The organism is Pseudomonas sp. GW821-FHT01C01 (assembly GCF_059422645.1).
Map to the genome: position 1 here is coordinate 15,453 of NZ_JBWKXF010000012.1, position 22,597 is coordinate 38,049.

Here is a 22,597-nt window from a genome sequence, read left to right on the forward strand (position 1 = left end):
TGACGGACAGACCCGAGCTTGCGGACCTGACATGACATAAATATGACAGTTTGCTGCCGCACGGCAGAAACAATGTCAGGTCAATCTTGCCAACTTGGGCCGCCAACGCTGTTCCGATAACGACCTTGGCGAGATTTATCCAGACCAGCACCGACAAACGGGCGTAAAAAAGGTTCTTCACGCAATCCCGGGAAACACCGATAACGCAATACCTGTAGGAGCCAGCTTGCTGGCGATGGACTCAAGTGCGCCGCGTTTATCCAGTTCACACGGGTTATCGTTAACGACTATCGCTGGCAAGCCAGCTCCTACAAAAGGCCACATCCGAATCCAAACCAGTGAGCGCCCCAAAAAAAGCCCCGCTATTTTAGCGGGGCTTGATGCGTCCGTTACCAGCGACCGTAGTGATGGCCGTAGTAACCACGGGGTGGTCCGTAGTAGTAGACCGGGGCCGGACGGTAGTACATCGGTTGTTGCACGTAGACCGGGGCCGGCTGGTAGTACACCGGAGGCGGTGGTGCGTAATACACCGGTGCGGGCTGGTAGTAGACCGGTTGTGGTGCGACGTAAACAGGTCGGTTGGCGTTGATCAGGGCCGAGCCGACGATGGCAGTACCGACGATCGCGCCAAACACCGCCGGGCCTTGCCAGTAATTACCACCACCATGGGCTTGCGCCTGTCCTGCGATAGCGAGGGCGCCGATCAGCAAGGCTACTGTGGGGACTTTACGGATCATGATAGTTCCTCGGTTCTTCAGCCCGGCGCCGGTGTCTGCAATAGACCCAGTGATTGTCGCGGGGATACTTCTAAGACAGCGTTTTTTCGAAAATCAGCACGGCCGTTAGGTAAATTTTGTGTAAGGTCAGTACCGACTTTCTTAACGACCCGTGTAAGCCCGTGCGAACAGGCTTATATGATCGATCAGAACCCGATGGAGGGCTGATTCCGTCCATCCGAAAAGTGCATTTGAAGGAGCTTGCCCATGCAGATGAACCCCAACAAAGACACCCAGCTGTGCATGTCCCTATCAGGACGCCCCGGGAACTTTGGCCTGCGTTTTCACAATCATCTGTATGAACAGCTAGGCCTGAATTTCTACTACAAGGCCTTTGCCAGCCAGGATTTGCCGGGTGCCGTTGCCGGCATTCGCGCCCTGCGGATTCGTGGCTGTGGCGTGTCGATGCCGTTCAAGGAAGCCTGCATTGCCCTGGTGGATGAGCTCGATGCGTCGGCCGCCGCCATTCAATCGATCAACACCATCGTCAACACCGACGGTCATCTCAAGGCCTACAACACCGATTACATTGCCGTTGCCCAGTTGCTGGAAAAACACCAGGTGCCCAAGGACTCGACCTTTGCCCTGCGCGGCAGCGGCGGCATGGCCAAGGCCGTGGCGAGCGCCTTGCGTGATGGCGGCTATGAAAACGGCCTGATCGTGGCCCGCAACGAGCGCGCCGGGCGGGCGCTGGCGCAGTCGCTGGGGTATGAGTGGCAGGCAGAGCTGGGGAGTCGTCGCCCGCAGATGCTGGTCAACGTCACCCCGATCGGCATGACGGGAGGACCGGAGGCCGAACAACTGGCCTTTGAGCCTGACGTGATCGAAAAAGCAGAAACTGTCTTCGACGTGGTGGCGATCCCCTCGGAAACACCGCTGATCGTGCATGCGCGCGCCGAAGGCAAACGGGTCATTACCGGGCTGGAAGTCATCGCGATCCAGGCACTGGAGCAATTTGTCCTCTATACCGGCGTACGTCCGACGGACGAGCAATTCCACAAGGCAGTAGCGTTTGCCCGCAGCTAGGAGGTGTCGATGCATCCCCCCATTCTCAATCTGAATTCGGTCGAACTTGAACCGCTGCCCGAAGCGTTTGCGCCGACCGGTGAGACCGCCGGTCGCTATCAACAGCGTCTGGCCCGTGTCGGTCAGCGACTGGGGGCGCAAAAGCTGGGTTATCGCCTGTATGTGCTGGAGCCAGGCATGCGCGGCAGCCCGTTTCACAGTCATCGGGTCAATGAGGAAATGTTCTACGTTGTGGCCGGGGAAGGGGAAGTCCGCCTGGGATCCGAACGTTTTCCAATCCGCGCCGGTGATGTGATTGCCTGCCCGCCGGGCGGGCCTGAAAAGGCGCATCAGATCATCAATACCAGCAACGGCGAGTTGCGTTACCTGGCCGTCAGCACCCAGCAATCGCCGGAGATCTGTGAGTACCCGGATTCCGGCAAATACGCCGTGATGGATGACTTCAAGGTCGATGCCGAGGGAAATGCTTCAGGTTTTGTTGCGGTGGCCCGGCAGGCGGATGGGGTTGACTACTGGGACGGCGAGTAAGCGCAGACACCCTCAAACTACTGTGGGAGTGGGCTTGCTCGCGAAGACGATGGTCGACTCAACATTGATGTGACTGACAGATCGCATTCGCGAGCAAGCCCGCTCCCACATTGGATCTCTGTAGCCTGATTATTCCAGCCGTGCCAACCGCTCTTCCAGCGCCGCAATCCGCGCTTCCAGTTCTTCGATCCGTTCAACCGAAACCCCGCTGCTGCCACGCTCGGCCGGGTTGTGCCGTGCCGCGAGGATCGTTTCGATATCCGCCGGATCGCCCAGGGCGTGTGTGTAACGGTCTTCGCGCTGGCCGGCCTGACGTGGAATCAGTACGGCCAGACCACGGGCAATCAGGCGTTCGAGTTGATGCACAACCTGTTCGGCGTCTTCGAACTCATGCATGCGGCCGCTGCGGGTCAGTAGTTCATTGACGGTCTGCGGGCCGCGCAGGAACATCAGTCCGGTCAAGATGACCTGCGCCGGCACCAGTTCCAGGGCCTTGTCGACCTTGTGTTCCCAGCGGTCGGCGCGGCTGCCCATCACCAGTCTGGTGAAGCCGCGCCCTTCGAGGGCGCGCAGGCTGTGGCCGACCTGGCCCAAAGTCAGGTTCATCACCGGCTCGCGGCTGGTTTTCTGGTTGCAGGCAAGCACCAGGGCATTGAGGGTCAGGGGATAGGTTTCCGGGCTGGTGGCCTGTTTCTCGATCAACGAGCCCAGAATGCGGATTTCCGTACTGTCGAGCCGCGGCTCGTCTAAAGTCGTCTCTTGCTCAGTGCTCATGGTTGTGCATCCTTACCCGATTCATGTTTTTCACTTGCGTGAGTGCACTTTAGATGGGCAAGCGCCAATGGCAACCGAATTCGCTGCGTCATTTGGGGAATGATGACAAAAAGTGTATGAAATATTAACGCCATTTTTACAAATGGCCGGGCACCGTATGCGGGGTCGCGCGCGAGTGCGTCCACAGGGCGGGATATTGTTGGCGTCATCGCCCTGAATAGCTGAACCCTGCATCGAGTCGGCCGGTGTACAACACCTTCATTCGCCTCTGATAAAAGAAATTCAATAAAGGCGAGAGTGACTCCATGAGCCAAGACATTTTTGTATCCGTACTGATTCCCGCCAAGAACGAAGCGAACAACCTCAAGCCATTGCTTGAGGAAATCCGCGTGGCGCTGGCCGATGAGTCTTACGAAATCATCGTCGTCGACGATGGCAGCACCGATGCGACCCTGCAAGAACTGCGGCAGATCCGCCAAGACGGCTTGAACACCTTGCGCATCCTGCATCACGAACGTTCGCTGGGGCAGAGCACCTCGCTGTACCACGCCGCCCGTGAGGCACGGGGCACGTGGCTGGCGACGCTCGATGGCGACGGCCAGAACGACCCGGCGGACATCCCCGGCATGCTGGCGCTGGTGCGCGGCGAACCGGGCAAGGTCGATGTGCAACTGGTTGCCGGGCATCGGGTCAACCGTCGCGACACGGCGAGCAAACGCTACGCTTCGCGTTTCGCCAACAACCTGCGCCGCCGCCTGCTCAAGGACGCCACCCCGGACACCGGTTGCGGCCTGAAGCTGATCGAGCGCGCGGCGTTCTTGCGCCTGCCGTACTTCGACCACATGCATCGCTATATTCCAGCCCTGATCCAGCGCCATAACGGCCGCATGATCGTGCACCCGGTCAACCACCGGCATCGCACGGCCGGGGTGTCGAAATACGGCAACCTCGACCGCGCGCTGGTGGGCATTCTCGATTTGTTCGGTGTCTGGTGGCTGATCAAGCGTACGCGGCTGAACACCATTGCCCAGGAGATCGAAGGATGAACATCTCCCGTGAAGCCTTGTGGCTGATCGTCGGTTTTGCCGGCCAGATCGCCTTTACCGGGCGGTTTGTCCTGCAGTGGTTGTACAGCGAATACAAGAAACGCAGCATCATTCCGGTGAGCTTCTGGTACTTGAGCATCGTCGGCAGCACCTTGCTGCTCGCCTATGCCATTTACCGCGAAGATCCGGTGTTCATCGCCGGTCAGGCGTTTGGCTCCATCGTCTATTTTCGCAACCTGCAATTGATCAAAAAAAGCAAACACCTGAAGGAGTAGGTTATGCGCGGATCGTTATCGACCCGAAATATTACGTTGCTTGTGGCCGTCGCGATTGCATTGCTGTTTTTCTGGGGGCTGGGCAGCGTGCCGTTCCTCAGCGTCAATGAGGCCCGCCGCGCCGTCACCGTGCGCGAAATGCGCGAGGCAGGGAGCTGGCTGCTGCCTTACATGAACGGCGACTTGTACTTGTCCAAGCCGCCGTTTTTCTATTGGGCCGGTCTGGTTTCGACGGCGGTGCTGGGCAGCTTGTCCGAGTGGAGCGTGCGCCTGCCTTCGGCACTGGCCGCCGCCTTGTGCTGTCTGGGCACGTATCTGTACGGCGTTCGGCAGGCGGGGCGGCAGGTCGGTTTGTTCGCCGTGGTGTTCCTGGCCGCGAACGGTGCCTTCAGCCTGTTCGCACGGCGCTCGGAAATCGAGATGCTGTTGACCCTGCTGTGCTTCGGCGCGCTGCTGGCGGCCTGGCAATTCATCTTCCAGCAAGGCCGGGTCTGGTGGAGTCGGCTCAGCTACGTGCTGCTGGGTTGCGCACTGCTGACCAAAGGGCCGGTTTGCCTGTTGTGGGTGACGGCGCCGATCCTGGCCTATGCCTTGATCTACCGCGATGCGCGGGCCAAGGCGTATCTGTGCGACGGTTGGGGCTGGCTGACTGCCGTGGTGCTGGGCAGTTCCTGGTACCTGGCGGTGTCGGTGAGTCAGGGCTGGGGCATCTGGGCCTCGATCATCAGCGAAGACATCGTGAAGAAGATCGACGGGCAGGGTGCCGAGGCCTGGTATGCCTATCTGCTGTACCTGGCCGGTGATTTCTTCCCGTTCTGGCTGATTGTGTTTGTGCAGCCGCGCAAGTTCTGGGCAATGATCCGCTCGCGCCGCGAAGCCGGCATGCTGCTGTGCTGCAGCCTGTTGCCGCTGCTGGTGTTTTCCCTGTTCACCGAAAAGCATGGCAAGTACCTGTTGCCGGTTTATCCGTCCATGGCGTTGCTGCTGGCGATGCACTGGTCGGCGCTGCTCGATGACCTGAAGGGGCGCTGGCGCACGGTCCTGGCCGTTGTGCCCTACGTGATGCTGGCCGGGTTTGTGGTGTTCTACATGTTCGTCGAAGCGCGGGTGCTGTCGCACCGGGTTGGCGGTCTTGAGCAGATTGCCACGCTGGCCGACGGGCAGCCGGGGCAGAAGGCTTATACCCTCGGTGAACCGGATATCCGTCTGGTCTATTACATGGGGCGGCCAGTGGCGCCGCTGACGGTGGCGCAGTTGCAATCGGAGTCCCGTCCGGCAGGGCTGTTGTTTGTGCAAGAACCCCTCGCACCGGAACTGCAGAACCTGGCGTCATGCCAGGTCGGTGAAATCAACCCGTACCTGAAACCTGACCGTACAGCGCTGCTGGTGCGCATGGGCGGAGACTGCCGCTGATCGGCTTCCCGGCCGAACACACACGCCACCACATCACCCGTTCGGACTAGGCAGGGCTAACGATTCTGCCGCCTCCGGCCGGCGCCAAACTTCATGCTCAAAGGGGTGTTGCGCCACGCGCGCCCCGCCAAACGAGCAGAAGGCGCCGCGATGGAGTTTGCATTCAGCGACGAACAGGAAATGATCCGCGCATCGGCCGAGGGCTTCCTCGCCGATGTCTCGGATTCTGCCGCCGTGCGGGCGGCAATGGTCAGCGAACGGGGTTTTGATGAAGCCCTCTGGCAGCGTCTGTGCCAGGAAATGTACTGGCCGGCGATTCATATCCCCGAAACCTATGGTGGCCTTGGGCTGGGCTTTGTCGAACTGGCGATCCTGCTCGAGCAGATGGGCCGGCGTTTGCTGTGCTCGCCGTTTTTTGCCACCGCCTGCATGGCCACCCCCGCACTGTTGCTGGCCGGCAATGACGAACAGAAGCAGCGCTGGTTGCCCTCGATCGCCGATGGCAGCGTGACCGCGACCCTGGCTTTCAGCAGTGCCAACGGCTGGTCGGCCGACGACGTCCAGGCAACGGTGGTGGCTGAAGGCGACGGGTTTGTCCTTAACGGCACCCTCAAACATGTGCTCGACGGGCATGGCGCCGATCTTTTGGTCATTGCCGCGCGGCAACCCGGTTCGACCGGCGAAGCGGGCATCAGCCTGTTTGTCGTGAACGCGGTACAGGCCGGTATCGAGCGGCAAATGCTGCCGACCATGGACCAGACCCGCCGCCAGGCGCGGATCCAGCTCAAGGGCCTGTACCTTGAAGCTGACGCGCTGTTGGGTGAATTCGGTCACGGCTGGCCGCATCTTGAGCGGGTCCTGCAACTGGCCTGCATTGGCCTGGCCGCCGAGCAGACTGGCGGCGCGCAGCAGGTACTCGACCTCAGCGTGGCCTACATGCAGGAACGCCAGCAGTTCGGTCGTCCGATTGCCAGTTTCCAGGCCCTCAAACACCGCGCCGCCGACATGATGCTGCAAGTCGAATGCGCGCGTTCGGCCAGTTATTACGCCGCGTGCGTGGCCCAGGAAGTCCTCGATCCGCAGGGTGATCCGCAGGTGGCGGCCGAACTGCCGCTGGCGGCGGCGCTGGCCAAGGCGCAGTGCTCTGAAACCTACTTCTCCTGTGCGTCCGAGTCGATCCAGTTGCATGGCGGCGTCGGTTTCACCTGGGAGTACGACCCACACCTCTACTTCAAGCGCGCCCGCGCCAGCGAAAGCTTCCTCGGGCTACCGGCCTGGCATCGCGAGCGGATAGCCGCGGTGATTCTTGGAGAGCAGCCATGAAAATCAGTTTCAGCGAACAGGACGAACGCTTCCGCCAGGAAGTCGCCGACTGGATGAGCGCCAACCTTTGCGGCGAATTCGAAGCCCTGCGCTTTCGCGGCGGTCCGGGCGATGAGCACATGTTTCCCGAAGAGCGCAAAGCCTGGGAGCGCAAACTCGCCGAGGGTGGCTGGACTTGTGTCGGCTGGGCGCCGGAGCACGGCGGGCGCGGACTGTCGATCACTCAGCAAGTGATTTTCCACGAAGAATACGCCCGCGCCGGTGGCCCCGGCCGCATGGGCCATATCGGCGAAGGGCTGGCCGGGCCGACCATTGCCGCGTTTGGCTCGGTCGAGCAGCAACAGCGGTTTCTGCCGGGGATTGTCAGCGGCACGAGCTTCTGGTGCCAGGGCTATTCAGAACCGGGCGCCGGTTCCGACCTGGCCAACGTCAAGACCCGTGCGGTGCTGGATGAAGCGACGGGCAGTTGGGTGATCAACGGGCAAAAAGTCTGGACGTCCCTGGCCCATGAGTCGGACTGGTGTTTCGTGATTGCCCGCACCGAGCCGGGCAGTGTCGGCCATCGCGGTCTGTCGTTCTTGCTGGTGCCGATGGCCCAGGCGCAAATCACCGTGCGGCCCATCGAGCAACTGACCGGAACCTCGGAATTCAACGAAGTGTTCTTCGACGATGCGCGCACCGACGGCGCCAACATCATCGGCGCGCCGGGTGAAGGCTGGAAGATCGCCATGGCGCTGCTGGGTTTCGAGCGCGGTGTGTCGACCCTCGGCCAGCAGATGCAGTTTCAGAACGAACTCAACGAAATCATCACCATCGCCAAAGCCAACGGTGCCGACCGTGATCCGATCCTGCGCCAGCGCCTGGCCGAAGCCTGGAGCGGGCTGCGGATCATGCGCTACAACTCGCTGCGCATGCTCTCGGGTAGTCAGGACGGTTCACTGCGCAAGGAGGCGACCATCTACAAGCTGTTTTGGTCGACCTGGCACGCCAGCCTTGGGAAGTTGGCGATGGACGTCCTCGGCGCCGAAGCGGAGCTGCTCGAAGCCGCGCCCTACCAACTGACCCGTTTGCAGTCGCTGTACCTGTTCAGCCGCGCCGACACCCTCTACGGCGGCAGCAATGAAATCCAGCGCAACATCATCGCCGAGCGTGCTTTGGGAATGCCCAAAGAACTGCGCCCGCGCGCCTGAAAGGAGAGAGTTCATGTCTGTACCTCAATATGTTGAAGGTCGCGGCCTGCTGCGCGGCAAGTCGGTGCTGATCACGGCGGCGGCGGGTGCCGGGATCGGTTTTTCCGCTGCCGTGCGCGCCGCCGAGGAAGGATGCCGCGCGCTGATGATCAGCGATATCCATGAAGGCCGCCTGGCCGAGGCGGTGGTGAAAATCCGCGAAACCACCGGGCTGCAACAAGTCTTCGGTCAGGTTTGCAACGTCGCCGACGAAGCCCAGGTGCAGCACCTGATTGCCTGCGCCGAGCGCGACCTGCAAGGCGTCGACGTGCTGATCAACAACGCCGGCCTCGGCGGCTCGCGCTTGCTGGTGGAAATGGGCGACGAAGAATGGAACCGAGTGCTGGATGTGACGCTCACCGGCACCATGCGCATGACCCGCGCCATGCTGCCGAAAATGATGGAGCGGCGTGCCGGGGTGATCGTCAACAACGCCTCGGTGCTGGGTTGGCGGGCGCAGAAAGAGCAGTCGCACTACGCCGCGGCGAAGGCCGGGGTCATGGCCCTGACCCGCTGCGCAGCGGTCGAAGCCGCCGACTATGGCATCCGCATCAACGCGGTCAGCCCGAGCATTGCCTTGCACGATTTCCTGCGCAAATCCGCGCCCCAGGCGGTGCTCGATCAACTCGCCGCCAACGAAGCCTTCGGCCGCGCCGCCGAAGTCTGGGAAGTGGCCAACGTGATGATGTTCCTGGCCAGCGACTACAGCTCCTACATGACCGGCGAAGTGTTGTCGGTGTCCAGCCAGAGGGCGTGACCATGCCACGTATTTTCGACACGCCGATGGCCTTGTTCGACGCCGTGGGCGAATCACTCGGCGTCAGTGACTGGCTGTTGCTGGAACAGGACCGCATTGACCGGTTCGCCGACGCTACCGGCGATCACCAGTGGATTCACGTCGATCCGCTCAAGGCCGCCAGCGGCCCCTTTGGTACGTGCATTGCCCATGGCTACCTGAGCCTGTCGCTGGTCAATCTGTTCTTGCCACAGATCGTCGAGGTCCGTGGCCTGGCCATGGGCGTCAATTACGGCTGCGAGCGGGTGCGCTTTCCGTCGGTGGTGCGTGTCGGCTCGCGGGTGCGCGGCAGTGCGCAATTGATCGCGGTCGAGGAAGTGAAGGGCGGCGTGCAGGCAACCATCCGCGTCAGCGTCGACATCGACGGCGAGGAACGGCCCGGCTGCGTGGTCGACACCATCAGTCGCTATTACCCGGCCTGACCTTCAACAGAATTTTCGAGGAATTGAACATGAAAGAAGCCGTCATCGTTTCGACCGCCCGTACTCCGATCGGCAAAGCCTTTCGTGGTGCATTCAATGACACCGAAGCGCCGCAACTGGGCGGCCATGTGGTGCGCGAAGCCGTGCGCCGTGCCGGCATCGAGCCGGGCGAAGTGGACGACGTGATCATTGGCGCCGCCGCGCAGCAGGGCACCCAGTCCTACAACCTGGGGCGTCTGTGCGCGATTGCCGGCGGCTTGCCGGCATCGGTCGCCGGGATGGCCGTCGAGCGCCAGTGCTCGTCGGGCCTGATGAGCATCGCCATGGCCGCCAAAGGCATCATGTGCGACGAAATCGACATCGCCGTGGCCGGTGGCCTGGAGTCGATTTCCCTGGTGCAGAACAAGCACAAGAACCTCTATCGCAACCAGTCGGCTGCGGTGATCGAGCTGGATCCGCACGCCTACATCCCGATGATCGAAACCGCCGAGATCGTCTCTGCACGTTATGGCATCTCCCGCGACGAACAGGACGAATACAGCTACCAGAGCCAGCTGCGTACCGCACAGGCCCAGAGCGCCGGGCGGTTCGAGCGTGAACTGGCGCCGCTGACCAGCCGCCAGATGATCGTCGACAAGGCTACGGGCGAAACCCGCCATGAATCCGTCACCTTGCTGCGCGACGAGTGCAACCGCATCGACACCACTCTGCAAAGCCTGAAAGCGCTGGAGCCGGTATGGCCCGGCGGTCAGTGGAGCGACAAGGGGCGTTTCATCACCGCAGGCAATGCCTCGCAGCTGTCCGACGGTGCGTCGGCTTCGGTGTTGATGAGCGCGAAAATGGCCGAGAAGCGTGGCCTGGAACCGCTGGGCATCTATCGCGGCATGGCGGTCGCTGGCTGCAACTCCGACGAGATGGGCATCGGCCCGGTGTACGCCATTCCGAAGCTGCTCAAGCGCCATGGCCTGACCATGGATCACATCGGCCTGTGGGAGCTGAACGAGGCGTTTGCCTGTCAGGTCCTGTATTGCCGCGACACGTTGGGCATTCCGGACGAGCGTCTGAACGTCAATGGCGGGGCGATTTCCATCGGTCACCCGTTTGGCATGTCCGGTGCGCGGATGGTTGGCCACGCGTTGATCGAAGGCCAGCGTCGCGGTTTGCGCTACGTGGTGGTGAGCATGTGCATCGGTGGCGGCATGGGCGCCGCCGCCCTGTTCGAGGTGGTCTGAATGATCGGCGCACAGCATGTGCAAGAGAGCATGGCGCGTTATGTGGAACTGGTGAATGCCGGCGACATCGACGGCATCCTCGCGCTCTACGCAAAAAACGCCACCGTTGAAGACCCGGTCGGCCACGAGCCGTTGCGGGGCATCGAAGCCATCGAGCGTTTCTACCGTGAAGGACTGGGGGCGATGAAAGTCTCGGCGACCCGGACCGGCCCGGTGCGTGCGACACTCAACGGTTGCGGCGCGATGCCGTTCCGGGTCGACATGGAGTGGGGCGGGCAACCGTGCTCGCTGCATGTGATCGACGTGATGGAGTTCGATGCCGACGGCAAGATCCGGTCGATGAAAGCCTTCTGGAGCGAGGTCAATGTGACGGCGCGAGGTGCAGCATGAATCTGGAGCAACGGATCGCCCGTCTGGAAGCGCTGGAGGACATCCGCCAGCTCAAGCATCGCTACCTCAATGCCTGCGACCTCAAGCAGATCGAGGTGATTGCCGACTGCTTTGCCGAAGGTGAAGTGCTGATCGATTACGGTCCGTTGGGGATCTTTCGTGAGCGCGACAGTTTTGTCGCGCTGTACCGCGAACTGGCTTGCCATGACCGGGTGATCGACTTGCATCACGGCGCCAACCCGGAGATCGAGGTGCTGAACGAAGATCAGGCCCAGGGCCATTGGGCCCTGTGGTATTTCAATCTGGATGGCGAGAGCGGGGCAACGCGGCAGTTGGGTGGGTTCTATCAGGACCGTTACCAGCGTATCGCCGGACAATGGAAGATCGTCGCCACCCGTTTTACCGCTCACTCGGAAGTGGCGCGTTCCTGAAGGCGGGTTTCGATCTGCCCGCAGTACCGCGAAGGTGGGAGCGGGCTTGCTCGCGAAGGTGGCCTCAAGGACACAAAAAAATCCCCCGGAATCTGATGATTGCGGGGGATTTTTTATGCCCGGAAAACCTTAGCGCTGATGCACCAGATTGCCTGCCGCATACGTCTGCAGCACAGTCCGGTCATCCCCCAGCGTCATCAACACAAACAACGTCTCGGCGATGTTGTTGGCCTGCTTCAGGCGATAGCCCAGCAGCGGCGTGGCGTTGTAGTCCAGCACGAGGAAGTCGGCGTCGGTGCCCGGTTGCAGGGTGCCGATCTTGTCTTCCAGGCGCAGTGCGCGGGCGCCGCCAAGTGTCGCCAGGTACAGCGACTTGAACGGGCTCAGGCGCGCACCTTGCAGTTGCATGACCTTGTAGGCTTCATTGAGGGTTTGCAGCAGCGAAAAACTGGTGCCACCGCCCACATCGGTGCCGATGCCGACATTGAGTTTGTGCTTCTCGGCCATCGGCAGGTTGAACAGACCGCTGCCGAGGAAGAAGTTCGAGGTCGGGCAGAACGAGATGGCCGAACCGGTTTCTGCCAGTCGTGCGCACTCGTCATCGCACAGGTGCACACCGTGGGCGAACACCGAGCGCTCGCCGAGCAACTGGTAGTGATCGTAGACGTCCAGGTAGCCCTTGCGCTCCGGGAACAGCTCCTTGACCCACTCGATTTCCTTGAGGTTTTCGCTGATGTGAGTCTGCATGTACAGGTCGGGGAATTCGCTGAGCAACTGGCCGGCGAGGGTCAGTTGTTCCGGGGTGCTGGTCGGCGCGAAGCGTGGGGTGACGGCGTAGTGCAGGCGACCCTTGCCGTGCCAGCGCTCGATCAACGCCTTGCTTTCCACGTAGCTGGATTCGGCGGTGTCGGTCAGGTAGTCCGGGGCGTTGCGGTCCATCATCACCTTGCCGGCGATCATCCGCAGGTCGAGCTGCTGGGCGGCTTCGAAGAACGAATTCACCGATTGCGGGTGCACGCTGCCGAACACCAGCGCGGTGGTGGTGCCGTTGCGCAGCAGCTCCTTGATGAAAATGTCCGCGACTTCGTCAGCGTGGGCCTTGTCGGCGAACTGGCTTTCGCACGGGAAGGTGTAAGTGTTGAGCCAGTCCAGCAATTGCTCGCCATAGGCGCCGACCATGCCGGTTTGTGGCAAATGGATGTGGGTGTCGATGAAGCCCGGGGTGATCAGCGCATCCTTATAGTGAGTGATTTCGATGTCCGCCGGCAGGGTCGGCAACAATTCGCTGGCGTGGCCGAGGGCGCTGATCTGGCCGTTATCGACCACCAGCAAACCGTCTTCGAAATACTCGTAGGAGGCTTCGATGCCCACGATGGCAGGGTCGGCGATGCTGTGCAGAATGGCGGCGCGGTAGGCTTTGCGAGTCAGAGGCATGAGGATTCTCAATGGGAGGCTTGGCTGCGGCGTGACGCAGGCAGCAGTTTGGCAATCGATCCGGCGCTGGCGGTGTGTTGGCCGAAGTTCGCGTTATAGGTGGCGATGATCTCGCCGGCGATGGAGATGGCGATTTCCACAGGCAGCTTGCCTTTGACTTCGCCGATGCCCATCGGGCAGCGCATGCGTTGCACGACGCTGTTGTCGAAACCGCGGTCGCGCAAGCGGTGTTCGAACTTCACCCGTTTGGTCTTCGAGCCGATCAGGCCGAAGTAGGCGAAGTCATTGCGCTTGAGGATGGCGGCGGTCAGTTCGAGGTCGAGCTGGTGATTGTGGGTCATGACGATGCAGTAGCTGCCGGCGGGCAGGTCGTCGATTTCATCGACGGGCTCTTCACTGACGATCTTGCGCACACCGTGGGGGATCTGCTCGGGGAATTCGGCATCCCGCGAATCGATCCAGCGGACCCGGCAAGGCAGGCTGGCCAGCAATGGCACCAGCGCCCGGCCCACATGGCCGGCACCGAACACGGCGATCTGCGCCTGCACCTGGCCCATCGGTTCGAACAACAGAACGGTGGCACCGCCGCAGCACTGGCCGAGGCTGGCGCCGAGGCTGAAACGCTCCAGATGGGTGTCCTGCTTGCCGCTGGCGAGCATGTCGCGGGCGATCTGCATGGCCTTGTATTCCAGGTGCCCGCCACCGATGGTGTCGAAGGCCTGGTTCGCGCTGATGACCATTTTCGAGCCAGCGTTGCGCGGCGTCGAGCCGAGCTCTTCGATGATGGTTACCAGCACGCAGGGCTCACCCCGGTTTTGCAGGTCGGCGAGGGCGTCGATCCAGTTGTACATGTTCACCTCGACATCATTGTTGTCTGTTCAGGCCCCTTCGCTGGCAAGCCAGCTCCTACAGGTGACATGCGATCCTTGTAGGAGCTGGCTTGCCAGCGAAGCAGGCGATGCGGTCTTAAAGCGAAGCCAACTCGGTCTCAGCCTCGACCGCCTTCGCCGCCTTCAGCTGGCGCATCTGCTCACAACCCCACAACACCCGCTCCGGGGTCGCCGGTGCGTCGATTTTCGGTTGATGCTTGTAATCGCCCAGGCTCGCCACAGCGTCCTTGATCGCACACCACGAAGCGATACCGAGCATGAACGGCGGCTCGCCCACGGCCTTGGAGTGGAATACCGTGTCTTCCGGGTTCTTGCGGTTTTCCACCAGCTTCACCCGCAGGTCCAGCGGCATGTCCGCCACGGCCGGGATCTTGTAGCTGGCCGGGCCGTTGGTCATCAGCTTGCCCTTGTTGTTCCACACCAGCTCTTCCATGGTCAGCCAGCCCATGCCCTGGATGAAACCGCCCTCGACCTGGCCGATGTCGATGGCCGGGTTCAGCGAGGCGCCGACGTCGTGGAGGATGTCGGTGCGCAGCATCTTGTATTCGCCGGTCAGGGTGTCGACCAGCACTTCGCAGCACGCCGCGCCGAAGGCGAAGTAGTAGAACGGACGGCCACGGGCCTGGCTGCGGTCGTAGTAGATTTTCGGGGTCTTGTAGAAGCCGGTGCTCGACAGCGACACCTGAGCGAAATATGCCTGCTGGATCAGCGCTTCGAAGGTCAGGATGTGATCACGGACCCGCACGTGGCCGTTGTGGAATTCCACATCTTCTTCGCTGACCTTGTACTGGCGCGCGGCGAACTCCACCAGACGTTTCTTGATGGTTTCGGCGGCGTTCTGCGCAGCCTTGCCGTTCAGGTCGGCACCGCTGGAAGCAGCGGTCGGCGAGGTGTTCGGCACCTTGTCGGTGTTGGTCGCGGTGATCTGCACGCGGTCCATTTCCACCTGGAACACTTCGGCCACGACCTGCGCGACCTTGGTGTTCAGGCCCTGGCCCATTTCGGTGCCGCCGTGGTTCAGGTGGATGCTGCCGTCGGTGTAGACGTGCACCAGGGCACCGGCCTGGTTGAGGAAGCTGGCGGTGAAGGAAATACCGAATTTCACCGGGGTCAGCGCCAGGCCTTTTTTCAGGATCGGGCTGTTGGCGTTGTAGCGACGGATCGCTTCGCGGCGCTCGGCGTACTGGCTGCTTTCTTCCAGTTCGGCGGTCATCTCTTCGAGCATGTTGTGCTCGACGGTCTGGTAGTAGTGGGTGACGTTGCGCTCGGTCTTGCCGTAGTAGTTGGCCTTGCGCACTGCCAGCGGATCAAGGGCCAGATGGCGAGAGATGGCGTCCATCACTTCCTCGATGGCGACCATGCCTTGCGGGCCGCCGAAGCCACGGTAAGCGGTGTTCGATGCGGTGTTGGTCTTGCAGCGGTGACCGTTGATGGTCGCATCGCCCAGGTAGTACGAGTTGTCCGAGTGGAACATCGCCCGGTCGACGATCGACGCCGACAGGTCAGGCGAGCAACCGCAGTTGCCGGCCAGTTCCAGGTTGATGCCGTGCAGGCGGCCGGTGCTGTCGAAGCCGACGTCGTACTCGACATAGAACGGGTGGCGCTTGCCGGTCATCAGCATGTCTTCGACGCGCGGAAGGCGCATCTTGGTCGGCTGGCCGGTGAGGTGCGCGATCACCGCGCACAGGCACGCCGGGCTCGCCGCCTGGGTTTCCTTGCCGCCGAAACCGCCGCCCATGCGACGCATGTCGACGACGATCTTGTTCATCGACACGTCCAGCACTTCGGCCACCAGTTTCTGCACTTCGGTGGGGTTTTGCGTGGAGCAGTAGACGATCATGCCGCCGTCTTCAGTCGGCATCACCGAAGAGATCTGGGTTTCCAGGTAGAAGTGTTCCTGGCCGCCGATGTGCAGCGTGCCCTGGATGCGATGCTCGGCGGTGGCCAGCGCCGTGGCCGAGTCGCCACGTTGGTGGGTGTGGCTGTCGAGTACGAAGTGGCGTTTGCGCAGGGCTTCGACGACATCCAGCACCGGTTCGAGATCTTCGTATTCGATGATCGCGGCCATCGCCGCCTTGCGCGCGGTTTCCAGGTCTTTCGCCGCGACGGCGACCACCGGTTGGCCGACGAATTGCACCGTGTCGATGGCCAGCAGTGGATCACCCGGCAGCAACGGGCCGATGTCTTTCAGGCCCGGCACGTCTTCGTGGGTGATGGCGATGCGCACACCTTCGAAGGCGTAGCAGGGCGCGGTGTCGATGCTGATGATCCGGGCGTGGGCACGGTCCGACATGCGCGCGTAAACGTGCAACTGGTTCGGAAACTCCAGGCGATCGTCGATGTACTGCGCTTCACCGGCCACATGTTTGGCGGCGCTGTCGTGCTTGACGCTGCGGCCGACACCGGTGGTCAGGTCCTTGGCGAACAGTTCAGCCAATTCGGCTTGGGTCTTCTCTACGGCGTGATGATTAGACATAAGCGGTCACCCGAGTCTCGATGTGCGGTGTTTGCAGTTCGATGAAGTATTTGCGCAGCAGGTTCTGCGCGCTGAGCAGGCGATATTCCTTGCTGGCGCGGAAGTCCGAGAGCGGTGTGAAGTCTTCGCCCAGGGCCGCGCAGGCGCGTTCAACGGTGGCGTTATTGAACGGTGAGCCGAGCAACGCGGCTTCGCAGGCTGCAGCACGTTTCGGGATGGCGGCCATACCGCCGAAGGCGACGCGGGCTTCAGCGACTACGCCGTTTTCCAGGCGAATGTTGAAGGCGGCGCACACTGCCGAGATGTCATCGTCGAGGCGCTTGGAGACTTTGTAGGCGCGGAACAGTTTTTCGACGCTGGCGCGGGGCACGATGATCTTTTCGATGAACTCGCTTTCCTGGCGCGCCGTGACGCGGTAATCGATGAAGTAGTCTTCCAGCGCCAGGGTGCGGCGGGTTTCGCCTTTGCACAGCACGATTTGCGCGCCGAGGGCGATCAGCAGGGGCGGCGAGTCACCAATCGGCGAGGCGTTGCCGATGTTGCCACCGAGGGTGCCCTGGTTGCGGATCTGCAAAGATGCGAAGCGGTGCAGCAATTCACCGAAGTCCGGGTACTCGGCGTTCAACGCCTCGTAGCAATCGGAAAGGGCCGTGGCGGCACCGATTTCCAGACGATCGTCAAAACGTTCGATGCGCTTCATCTCGGCGACGTTGCCGACGTAGATCATCACCGGCAGCGTGCGGTGGAACTGCGTGACCTCCAGCGCCAGGTCGGTGCCACCAGCCAACAGGCGGGCCTGTGGATAAGCGTCGTAGAGGTCGGCCAGGTCGGCCACGGTCAGCGGCACCAGGCAGCGTTTGTCGCCGCTGTTGAGTTCGCCGATATCGGTAGGGGCAATGGCTTTCAGGCGCGCGATGGTGTCGGCCTCGCGGGCGTCGAACTGGTCCGGTTGCTTGCCGCAGCAGGACTGCTCGGCGGCTTCGAGGATCGGCCGGTAGCCGGTGCAACGGCAGAGATTGCCGGCCAGCGCTTCGTGGGCCTTGGCATGATCCGGCGCATCGCTGTTCTTTTGCAGGGCAAACAGCGACATCACGAAGCCGGGGGTGCAGAAGCCGCATTGCGAGCCGTGGCACTCGACCATGGCTTTCTGCACGCTGTGCAGTTCACCTTTGTGCTTGAGGTCTTCAACGCTGATCAGTTGTTTGCCGTGCAGGGACGACACGAACGTCAGGCACGAGTTGAGGCTGCGATAGCGAATGTGTTCGCGGCCGTCATCATCCGTTTGCAACTCGCCGACCACCACGGTGCAGGCGCCGCAGTCACCGCTGGCGCAGCCTTCTTTGGTGCCGGGTTTGCCCACATGGTCGCGCAGATAATTGAGCACGGTCAGGTTCGGGTCCAGGGCGTGCTCGCTACGGAGTTCCTGGTTTAGTAAAAACTGGATCACGGAAGGCCTCGCAGACTCATTATTGTTGTTAACCGATAGGAACCGAATTTAGCAGGTCTGACTTTTCGGTCAATGATTTTCTGACTTAAAGGTCAGGAAATTGCATTTTGTCGATTAACCATCTGTTCCTTAATTATTGTCGTTGGTTCGATAGCCTGCTTTTTTGCTTGAATCGTGCCAAAAACCTCCGGGCGGGCACTCTAATGCTGTTCAGTTAAGCGAATGTGGTCCTCTGTAGGAGCGAGCTTGCTCGCGATGGTCGTTAACGATAACGCGTATTTACTGGCTAAACGCGGCGCGCTTGAGTCCATCGCGAGCAAGCTCGCTCCTACAAAGAATCACTTCGCTTAAGTGAACAACATTACGGACGGGCACTCCGCCCTGACGCAGCAATTGCGCTACACTGCGCCGCTTGTACAGATCGAAGAGTTTGAAGGACAACCATGACGTTCAAGGCGCCGGACAGCCTCGCCGAGCAAATCGCTCACCACCTCGCCGAACGCATCATTCGCGGCGAAATGAAGCCCGGGGAGCGCATCCAGGAACAGAAGGTCACGCTGGCCCTCAATGTCAGCCGTGGTTCGGTCCGCGAGGCTTTGCTGATCCTCGAGCGCCGGCACCTGATCGCGATCCTGCCGCGCCGTGGCGCCCACGTCACCGAGCTCACCGCGCACAAGGTGCAGAGCCTGTGCACGCTGATGAGCGAGCTCTATATTCTGCTCGGCAATTCGGTGGCCAGCGGCTGGAAAACCCAGGCTGACATGGCGCCGTTCGTGCAGATCCAGCAACGCCTGACTGCCAGCTACGAGCGTCAGGACATCCGCACTTTCGTCGACGACAGCTTCAATGTGATGCGTGCCGCGTACCCGTTCGCCAACAACCCGTACTTGCAGGAAACCGTCGAGAATCTGCAGCCGGCCATGAGCCGTGCGTATTTCCTCGCCCTGGACCAGCGCAAAGCGTCGATGAGCGAATTCCTCGAGCTGTTTGAACGCTTGCTTGCTGCCGTGCTGGCCCGTGACTTTCCGCAGATCCGCGAAGTGCTGACGGCTTACGCCCAGCGCAGTTGCGATCTGGTGGTTTCTGCCCTGACGGACGCTTAAGCGTGCGGCTCAAGTGCATCAAACTGGCGGGGTTCAAATCCTTCGTCGACCCGACCACGGTGAACTTCCCCAGTAACATGGCGGCGGTGGTCGGGCCCAATGGCTGCGGCAAATCGAACATCATCGATGCCGTACGCTGGGTGATGGGCGAGAGTTCGGCGAAGAACCTGCGCGGCGAGTCGATGACCGACGTCATCTTCAACGGTTCGACCAGCCGCAAACCGGTGAGCCAGGCGAGCATCGAACTGGTGTTCGATAACTCCGACGGCACCCTGCTCGGCGAATACGCCGCTTATGCGGAAATTTCCATTCGCCGCAAAGTGACGCGCGACAGCCAGACCACTTACTACCTCAACGGCACCAAATGCCGGCGCCGTGACATCACCGACATCTTTCTCGGCACAGGCCTTGGCCCGCGCAGTTACTCGATCATCGAACAGGGGATGATCTCCAAGCTGATCGAGTCCAAGCCCGAAGACCTGCGCAACTTTATTGAAGAAGCGGCGGGGATCTCCAAGTACAAGGAGCGCCGGCGCGAGACGGAAAACCGCATTCGCCGCACCCACGAAAACCTTGAGCGCCTGACAGACCTGCGCGAAGAGCTTGAACGTCAGCTCGAACGCTTGCACCGCCAGGCCGAGGCCGCCAAGAAGTATCAGGAATACAAGGGCGAGGAGCGTCAGCTCAAGGCCCAACTGTCGGCCCTGCGCTGGCAGGCGCTGAACGATCAGGTCGGCCAGCGTGAAGCGATCATCGGTAATCAGGAGGTTTCTTTCGAAGCCCTGGTGGCCGAACAACGCAATGCCGACGCGAGCATCGAGCGCTTGCGTGACGGGCACCACGACCTCTCGGAACGCTTCAATCTGGTGCAGGGACGCTTCTACTCGGTCGGCGGCGACATTGCCCGGGTCGAGCAGAGCATCCAGCACGGTCAGCAGCGTTTGCGCCAATTGCAGGAAGACCTGAAAGAAGCCGAGCGTGCGCGCCTGGAAACCGAATCCCACCTCGGCCACGACCGCACGTTGCTCCTGACCCTCGGCGAAGAGCTGGACATGCTCACCCCGGAGCAGGAAGTCACCAGCGCTGCCGCCGAAGAAGCTGCTGCCGCGCTGGAAGAATCCGAAACCACCATGCATGGCTGGCAAGAGCAGTGGGATACGTTCAACCTCACCGCCGCCGAACCGCGCCGTCAGGCCGAAGTGCAGCAATCGCGTATCCAGCAGCTGGAAACCAGCCTGGAGCGCCTGGCCGACCGCCAGAAGCGTCTTGGCGAGGAGCGCGCGTTGCTGTCGGCGGACCCGGAAGACGCGGCGATCATGGAGCTCAGTGAACAACTCGCGGCTTCCGAAGCGACCCTCGAAGATTTGCAGGCCAGCGAAGAGGCTCAGGTCGAACGCCTGGAGCAACTGCGTCAGCAATTGCAGCAAGCGCTGTCGGCGCAACAGCAGGCCCAGGGCGATTTGCAGCGGCTCAATGGTCGACTGGCTTCGCTCGAAGCCTTGCAGCAAGCCGCGCTCGATCCGGGTACCGGCACCGCCGAATGGTTGCGTGAACAGAATCTCGCTGATCGCCCTCGCTTGGCCGAAGGCCTCAAGGTTGAAGCCGGTTGGGAGCTGGCGGTGGAAACCGTGCTCGGTGCCGACCTGCAAGCGGTATTGGTGGATGATTTCAACGATTTCGATCTGTCGGGTTTTGCCCAGGGCGATTTGCGTTTGCTCAGCCCGGCCAGCGATGGCGTACGGGTGCCGGGCAGCTTGCTGGATAAGGTCGAGGCGCAGATCGATCTGTCGCCATGGCTGGGGCAAGTCAAACCGGTCGACAGCCTCGAACAGGCCTTGGCCTTGCGGGGGCAGCTTGCGGCCGGCCAGAGCCTGATCAGCCGTGACGGTTACTGGGTCGGTCGGCATTTTCTGCGTGTGCGTCGGGCCAGCGAAGCAGAAAGCGGCGTGCTCGCCCGTGGTCAGGAAATCCAGCAACTGGGCCTTGAGCGTGAAGAGCGCGAAGCCGCCGTCGAAACCCTGGAAACCCAGCTTCAGAATCTCAGGGCGCAGCAGCGTCAGCAGGAAAACGGTCGCGAACATTTGCGCCGTTTGTTGCAGGACGAGGCGCGTCAGCAAGGTGAATTGAAAGCTCAATTGTCCGCCGGTAAAGCCAAGGCCGAGCAATTGACTCTACGCCGTACTCGTCTCGACGAAGAAATCGTCGAGTTGGACGAACAGCGTGCACTGGAGCACGAAAACATCGGCGAAGCGCGCCTGCAATTGCAGGAAGCCCTCGACAGCATGGCGCTGGACACCGAGCAGCGTGAGTTGCTGCTGGCACAGCGCGACAGTTTGCGTGAGCGCCTGGACCGGGTGCGTCAGGAAGCGCGGCAACACAAGGACCACGCCCATCAGTTGGCGGTGCGTCTGGGCTCGCTCAAGGCGCAGCACGATTCGACGCGCCAGGCGCTCGAGCGCCTGGAGATGCAGTCCGAACGCCTGACGGAAAAGCGTGAACAACTGAGCCTCAACCTGGAGGAGGGCGAAGCACCGCTGGAAGAGCTGCGCCTGAAACTCGAAGAACTGCTCGACAAGCGCATGACCGTCGACGAAGAACTCAAGACCGCGCAGATCGCCCTCGAAGACGCCGACCGCGAACTGCGCGACGCCGAGAAGCGCCGCAGCCAGGCCGAACAACAATCGCAGTTGATTCGCAGCCAGCTCGAAACCCAGCGCATGGAATGGCAAGCCCTGACCGTGCGCCGCAAGACCTTGCAGGACCAATTGCTGGAAGACGGCTACGATCTCCACGGCGTACTCGCGACGTTGACCGCCGAGGCCAGCGAGAAAGAAGCAGAGGAAGAACTCGAGCGCATCGCCGCGAGGATTCAGCGTCTGGGCGCGATCAACCTGGCAGCCATCGATGAATACCAGCAACAATCGGAGCGTAAACGTTATCTGGATGCGCAGAACGACGATCTGGTGGAAGCCCTTGAAACGCTTGAGAACGTGATTCGCAAGATCGACAAGGAAACCCGCAACCGTTTCAAAGATACCTTTGATCAGATCAATGGCGGTTTGCAGGCGCTTTTCCCAAAAGTTTTCGGTGGGGGCCGCGCTTATTTGGAACTGACGGGCGAAGATTTACTCGATACAGGGGTAACAATCATGGCGCAGCCGCCAGGAAAGAAGAACAGCACCATCCATTTGCTCTCCGGTGGCGAAAAGGCCCTGACCGCATTGGCCCTGGTTTTTGCGATCTTCAAGTTGAATCCGGCGCCGTTCTGCATGCTCGATGAGGTTGACGCGCCACTGGATGACGCTAACGTTGGACGCTACGCGCGATTGGTAAAAGAGATGTCGCAGACAGTGCAATTCATCTATATCACCCACAACAAGATCGCCATGGAAATGGCCGAACAACTGATGGGTGTGACGATGCACGAACCCGGCTGTTCACGTCTGGTGGCCGTGGATGTCGAGGAGGCGATGGCGATGGTGGACGCCTGAGTCGTGGTTGTAGGAAGGGGTGTTTACGGTTTGTAGGACTCTTTTACTGGCTGCGACTTGCTGGCCAATCGACATATTCGCGCTAGCTAACGTGG

The 22,597-nt window shown here is 61.3% G+C and carries 20 protein-coding genes; 14 read left to right on the top strand and 6 right to left on the bottom strand.

All coding sequences use genetic code 11. From position 1 onward, the window contains the following. Window positions 1-389: 389 nt before the first annotated feature. Complete coding sequence (locus AC07XF_RS10800; protein ID WP_008004167.1) at window positions 390-737, bottom strand: hypothetical protein; 348 nt, start codon at window positions 735-737, stop codon at window positions 390-392. Between the two features lie 246 nt (window positions 738-983). On the opposite strand from AC07XF_RS10800, the gene AC07XF_RS10805 reads away from it, so the two are divergent. Then, entirely contained in the window at window positions 984-1,802 is an 819-nt protein-coding gene (locus tag AC07XF_RS10805; protein WP_495026468.1) for a shikimate 5-dehydrogenase, read from the top strand. A 9-nt stretch (window positions 1,803-1,811) separates the two neighbouring features. Beyond that, a complete protein-coding gene (locus AC07XF_RS10810) occupies window positions 1,812-2,330 on the top strand; it encodes a cupin domain-containing protein (RefSeq protein WP_495026469.1) in 519 nt (172 codons plus the stop codon). 129 nt (window positions 2,331-2,459) lie between these two features. On the opposite strand, the gene AC07XF_RS10815 is transcribed toward AC07XF_RS10810, so the two are convergent. Beyond that, window positions 2,460-3,104, bottom strand: coding sequence for a YceH family protein (locus AC07XF_RS10815; RefSeq protein ID WP_495026470.1), 645 nt, complete (start codon window positions 3,102-3,104; stop codon window positions 2,460-2,462). 305 nt (window positions 3,105-3,409) lie between these two features. Between AC07XF_RS10815 and AC07XF_RS10820 the strand changes: the two genes are divergently transcribed. The 10 genes from AC07XF_RS10820 (at window position 3,410) to AC07XF_RS10865 (ending at window position 11,661) form a co-directional block, all read left to right on the top strand. Then, on the top strand, window positions 3,410-4,150 hold the full coding sequence (locus AC07XF_RS10820) for a glycosyltransferase family 2 protein (protein WP_495026471.1): 741 nt from the start codon (window positions 3,410-3,412) through the stop codon (window positions 4,148-4,150). Beyond that, window positions 4,147-4,425 carry a lipid-A-disaccharide synthase N-terminal domain-containing protein gene (locus AC07XF_RS10825; protein WP_204934500.1) on the top strand — a complete coding sequence of 93 codons (279 nt, stop codon included), beginning with the start codon at window positions 4,147-4,149 and terminating at the stop codon, window positions 4,423-4,425. The genes AC07XF_RS10820 and AC07XF_RS10825 overlap by 4 nt, the downstream gene beginning before the upstream one ends. A 3-nt stretch (window positions 4,426-4,428) precedes the next feature. Further along, the gene (locus tag AC07XF_RS10830; protein WP_495026472.1) at window positions 4,429-5,838 is read left to right on the top strand and encodes an ArnT family glycosyltransferase; all 1,410 of its coding nucleotides are present in this window, start codon (window positions 4,429-4,431) and stop codon (window positions 5,836-5,838) included. A 150-nt stretch (window positions 5,839-5,988) separates the two neighbouring features. Further along, on the top strand, window positions 5,989-7,161 hold the full coding sequence (locus AC07XF_RS10835; RefSeq protein WP_495026473.1) for an acyl-CoA dehydrogenase family protein: 1,173 nt from the start codon (window positions 5,989-5,991) through the stop codon (window positions 7,159-7,161). Next, complete coding sequence (locus tag AC07XF_RS10840) at window positions 7,158-8,351, top strand: acyl-CoA dehydrogenase family protein (protein WP_495026474.1); 1,194 nt, start codon at window positions 7,158-7,160, stop codon at window positions 8,349-8,351. Before AC07XF_RS10835 ends, AC07XF_RS10840 begins: the two co-directional genes overlap by 4 nt. Window positions 8,352-8,364: 13 nt before the next feature. Beyond that, the gene (locus tag AC07XF_RS10845) at window positions 8,365-9,147 is read left to right on the top strand and encodes an SDR family oxidoreductase (protein WP_495026475.1); all 783 of its coding nucleotides are present in this window, start codon (window positions 8,365-8,367) and stop codon (window positions 9,145-9,147) included. A gap of 2 nt (window positions 9,148-9,149) precedes the next feature. Further along, window positions 9,150-9,608, top strand: coding sequence for a MaoC family dehydratase (locus tag AC07XF_RS10850; protein WP_495026476.1), 459 nt, complete (start codon window positions 9,150-9,152; stop codon window positions 9,606-9,608). Window positions 9,609-9,637: 29 nt separating this feature from the next. Further along, window positions 9,638-10,840, top strand: coding sequence for an acetyl-CoA C-acyltransferase (locus AC07XF_RS10855; RefSeq protein ID WP_495026477.1), 1,203 nt, complete (start codon window positions 9,638-9,640; stop codon window positions 10,838-10,840). Next, a complete protein-coding gene (locus AC07XF_RS10860) occupies window positions 10,841-11,230 on the top strand; it encodes a steroid Delta-isomerase (RefSeq protein ID WP_495026478.1) in 390 nt (129 codons plus the stop codon). Further along, on the top strand, window positions 11,227-11,661 hold the full coding sequence (locus tag AC07XF_RS10865; RefSeq protein WP_495026479.1) for a nuclear transport factor 2 family protein: 435 nt from the start codon (window positions 11,227-11,229) through the stop codon (window positions 11,659-11,661). The genes AC07XF_RS10860 and AC07XF_RS10865 overlap by 4 nt, the downstream gene beginning before the upstream one ends. Before the next feature lie 129 nt (window positions 11,662-11,790). Here the strand turns inward: AC07XF_RS10865 and guaD are convergent, their stop codons facing one another. From guaD to xdhA, 4 genes are all read right to left on the bottom strand, one after another. Next, on the bottom strand, window positions 11,791-13,095 hold the full coding sequence (gene guaD, locus AC07XF_RS10870) for a guanine deaminase (RefSeq protein ID WP_495026480.1): 1,305 nt from the start codon (window positions 13,093-13,095) through the stop codon (window positions 11,791-11,793). Window positions 13,096-13,103: 8 nt separating this feature from the next. Next, window positions 13,104-13,946, bottom strand: a complete 843-nt coding sequence (xdhC, locus tag AC07XF_RS10875) for a xanthine dehydrogenase accessory protein XdhC (protein WP_495026481.1) — start codon at window positions 13,944-13,946, stop codon at window positions 13,104-13,106. A gap of 115 nt (window positions 13,947-14,061) precedes the next feature. Then, on the bottom strand, window positions 14,062-16,461 hold the full coding sequence (gene xdhB / locus AC07XF_RS10880) for a xanthine dehydrogenase molybdopterin binding subunit (RefSeq protein WP_495026482.1): 2,400 nt from the start codon (window positions 16,459-16,461) through the stop codon (window positions 14,062-14,064). Then, on the bottom strand, window positions 16,454-17,908 hold the full coding sequence (xdhA, locus tag AC07XF_RS10885; RefSeq protein ID WP_116582859.1) for a xanthine dehydrogenase small subunit: 1,455 nt from the start codon (window positions 17,906-17,908) through the stop codon (window positions 16,454-16,456). Before xdhA ends, xdhB begins: the two co-directional genes overlap by 8 nt. A gap of 443 nt (window positions 17,909-18,351) precedes the next feature. On the opposite strand from xdhA, the gene AC07XF_RS10890 reads away from it, so the two are divergent. Together AC07XF_RS10890 and smc are read left to right on the top strand one after the other, a co-directional pair. Then, window positions 18,352-19,011 (top strand): GntR family transcriptional regulator, encoded by a 660-nt coding sequence (locus AC07XF_RS10890; protein WP_495026483.1) that lies wholly within the window; start codon window positions 18,352-18,354, stop codon window positions 19,009-19,011. Between the two features lie 2 nt (window positions 19,012-19,013). Next, complete coding sequence (smc, locus tag AC07XF_RS10895) at window positions 19,014-22,502, top strand: chromosome segregation protein SMC (RefSeq protein ID WP_495026484.1); 3,489 nt, start codon at window positions 19,014-19,016, stop codon at window positions 22,500-22,502. Window positions 22,503-22,597: the final 95 nt, after the last annotated feature.